This is a genomic window from Myxococcus vastator (assembly GCF_010894475.1).
GTDB lineage: Bacteria > Myxococcota > Myxococcia > Myxococcales > Myxococcaceae > Myxococcus > Myxococcus vastator.
Window position 1 is genome coordinate 1 of the sequence record NZ_JAAIYB010000591.1, and the last position, 4,073, is coordinate 4,073.

Here is a 4,073-nt window from a genome sequence, read left to right on the forward strand (position 1 = left end):
TCTTGAGCCCACCAACGATGCACTTCTGCCGGGGCCCGCAGTCAATTCGGTCATTGACAAAGTCCGCACACCTGTCGCGGTGGTGCCCACTAGTTTAGGGCGCCGAGTTGCAGCGGAAGCCCTACTCCACGAGCCTTCCCCCGCTACAACTGCAGCTTTCCTTTACGCATTGATTGAAGACGGTGACGTGGCGGGGGCATACTGGCTCACGCGCGCGCTAGAGGCCGATGGCGCCCAAGTTCCTATCCCAACAAAGGTGCTTGGAGTCCTCGCGGCATCATTTTCCTTTTCAGATGATAGTTCCTTACTAGCGACTGGGCTTCACGATCTCGTATCAGATCCACAAGAAGCATCCGAGGCGCCGCACCTTCAAGAGTTACGACTTGCCGCAGCACTTCCTTCAGTGCTGCGAGTCCCTACCTGTGGCCTCATGGAGTGGCTAACTGTTCCCCCAGGAACCCCCTACCTTAGTGGCGTTGTGGAGGCTGTACGTAGCTTCGCAGCCTATGGCCAAGCCATTCCGGATGACCTGCTAGAGGTTCTTGGCACGGAGGACGAACGAGCCGAGCGACTTGCCGCAGCCTCTTCCGAGGCTTCTCGCTGGATAGAAACGGCGCCATCCAAGCGTACTGGCCAAGGCCCGGCCAACACCCTGTGGCGCGAAATAATACGCACTGGTGAATTCGCAACACTCATAAAAAGGGCTGCACTCAATGAGCGAACAGAACTTAAAAGCACCCGTGAGACACTAAACCGTCTCCGTGAGCCGGACGCCATTAAGCGCCACGTCGAGCAACTATCCCGACGATACTCTCGCAATGGAAAACCCCTTGATGGAGTTGGAACTGATTGGATCTCAGGGTTGCTAGAGGAGGGGCTTTCTCGAGTAGCAGACTGGGCGCGCGTAGCAGCGCTTGATGAACTGATGCGCGGGAGAGGAGATTGGCTCCTCAACCAAGTCCACAAGCTAAAGGAGCAACTTGTGGACTTCATTCCTGTAGCACTAAAGGGAATCAATCAGAACGCTGCTGATTCAACTGCTGCTGCCGCGGCTGGCAACGCCGCGCTACGACGCGCCTTTTATGAACTCGGAGGGATGCTGCATTGCCCAGGTCCAGGCACATTACCCAAACTCCCTACAGACGTTCAGTACTACCAACGACTCCTTAGTGGTGGTGGAAACATCAATGCTCTCCTTGCACGCAGACTATTGACTTTCCCAGCCTTGCGTTTGTCAGCAGATAAAGGAGCGTGGGGTTCAGAACTCGCCCCGCTTCTCCGAGCACTCCCAGAGCAGGCGATTGCGCCTCCTAGCGCGGCCTCATGCCTTGAAGATTGGGCTCGCTACGAGGACTACCGATTCACCACGCCTTTGCTGAATGCAATAGATGACGCAGCGGCGCAAGATGCGCAGTCCGAACGTGTGTCCATGGCCTTCGATGCCTCGCGTAGACGATTCAGACTCGCCGTGCAGCAAGCTCGTGAAAAAGTTGAGCAGGCATATGTCGATGGCGTCAACGTCGACCGCGCTCGCCTAGTAGGTCGCCTTGAGGGCCTCTACCATGAAGGACTCCGGGAGTTTCAATCCCCCCGCAGAGTACTTGAGGATGTACGGCGCTCGCTAACGGCTGCATGCGACGAGAAAATATCTACCCAAATTGAAGCATGGGCAACCCTCAGAAAGGTCGCTGTTGCGGAAGGTCCACACCACGCGGAGCGTCAGCGTGTCGCCGCTCGCATTGACGAACTACTCGCCGAACATGACTATGCAAACGCAGACCTGCTGCTGGCCGAACTGAAGGGAGCACTTGAAACGCGGCACCCTATCGATGCGGTTCTCACTACCTCCCCTCAGGAGCGCCCCCAACACTTTGAGAGCTTCCTTAAAGTGCTGCCGATGCTTGAAACTGAACTGGGGAGCCTCAACGGCCGCGACGTTCCGAAGAAGGCTCCCGAACTTTTTGCCCGTGAACTCGCGCACGCCCAAAGCCGACGCGACGTACGGGGCCTGTACGACTCATGGATTCGGCTCAGCATACTTCGAAGCCGGGATCCTGCGCTCCCCACCAAGATTGCATCCATCCTAAACACGCTTGGATTCCGGACAAACCCCGATGGAAGTACCAAGACCCCCTATGTTGACGAGCGTGTCGCGGTACTTGAACTCGCCGTCTCTAGCATAGGAAAGAGTCCCGTCCCACACTTCGGCAGTCGAGTGGAGAACCGACTGCGAGTACACTGCACTAACGCTACTGTTACACCACGGCCCTTCCACGCAGTCGGGGTACGGCCCCCACCCGACGGGGAAGGAGCTCTTGTCTTGTTCGGAGGGCGGTTAGGCCTTCGAGAGCGCCGCCACCTCTCGGATGAGTGCCGAACTAGCGGGCACGCCGCGATTGTCGTGGACGAGTGGCTGTTCCTCTACCTAGCCGGCCTTCCCGAAGACGAACGCCTTGAGGCGCTGTTCGCGTGCGCCCTGCCATTTTCCACCGTCAACCCCTATAGCGAACGCGCATCCGCATCAGTTTCCTCAGAAATGTTCTTTGGGCGCGGTTCTTTGGTGCAAGAACTGGCCAGCCTAAGTGGGACATGTCTTGTCTATGGCGGTCGTCAACTCGGAAAATCGGCGCTACTTGAGCAAGTGGAGCGCCGCTTTAAAGCACTCGGCGGAGCCGAGAATCCCAGTGGCAGGGTCGGGCGCCGAACACACAATGCAATTCGCCTAAACATTAAGAATCTGGGCGACCCCGCCTCTGACAAGCTACCAGAAGCGCTCTGGCCCCTACTTGCAGATGAGCTCAAACGCATAGGCTTTCTTCCGAAGACCCAGTCGAGCAAGCCTGACAGCCTTGTCGGGCACATTACCGACTTCCTCGGAGGTGAGCACACAAGCCAACTGCTCATCCTGCTTGATGAAGCAGACAATTTTCTAGATGCCGACGCGCGATCGGACTTCCAGCAGGTCAAGCGACTCAGCGACCTGATGACACGCAATCCGAACCGCTGCAAGGTAGTGCTTGCAGGCCTCCATAACGTACAGCGGTTTCAAGGAATCCCCAACCAGCCGCTTGCTCATTTTGGTCGCGCCCTACTAGTTGGCCCACTCGAGCCGCACCATGCAGACCAGCTTGTTCGCCGCCCGCTTGAGTCCCTCGGCTTTCGGTTTGCCGCCGAGGAGAAGAACTCGGCCGTCCTGCGTATCCTTAGCTACACGAATTATCACCCAGGGCTCATCCAACTCTTCTGCCGCGAGCTCGTCTCCACGCTCCACCGCCGGGGAAGCCCAAATCTACAACCTCCCTACACCGTACGCCTTGCGGATGTAGAGGAGGTATACCGGAAGGAGGACACGCGACGGCTTATCCGTGAGCGGTTCGAATGGACACTCGCTCTGGATACTCGGTACCAAGCCATTGCGTGGAGCGTCATAGTTCACAACGACGGTTCGACCGAAGGGTATGCTAGCGCATTCTCAGTCGACGACATCCTCTCGCAAGTGACAACGTTTTGGCCACAAGGCTTCGACGGAATCGACCATGAGCAAATGCGGGCACTTCTCGACGAACTAGATGGTCTCGGAGTGCTCGCACGCGACGAGCGGGGAGCATACAGAATGCGCAGCCCTAATGTTGTACGACTGCTCGGCCACGTAGACACCATCTGGGAACGCCTTGGCGAGCTTGAGAAAAAGACCTTTACGGGCAGCTTTCATGCTGACTACCATCACGTGAAACTTAACGAGGACCGACCACCTCGCTTCAGTCCACTGACCTATGCACAAGGACGCCAGATCTGCGAGCCCAGGTCACACGCGAGCATTGTCTTCGGCGCCCTCGCAACACACATTACTGACCTACCCGCGGCACTGGGCCGACTCGTTGCAGCGCAAGAGAGTAAGGGGCCGAGAGTCGCCATAAAAATCCCCCCGGAAGCGCTAACGCCTGGCCAACTTAGGGCCCGCTCAGGAATTAGTTAGCCGAATAGGGGAATAGCCAGAGGGGCCGAGCGCGTTGGCCGGGTATGGACGCGGAAAAGGCCGTGGCGGAGCGATACCAGGCACTTCGAGATGTCAT

At 57.5% G+C, this 4,073-nt stretch carries 1 protein-coding gene; it reads left to right on the top strand.

From position 1 onward, the window contains the following. Positions 1-430: 430 nt before the first annotated feature. Positions 431-3,976, top strand: coding sequence for an AAA family ATPase (locus G4D87_RS34450; protein WP_163786912.1), 3,546 nt, complete (start codon positions 431-433; stop codon positions 3,974-3,976). The last annotated feature ends 97 nt before the right edge of the window (positions 3,977-4,073 follow it).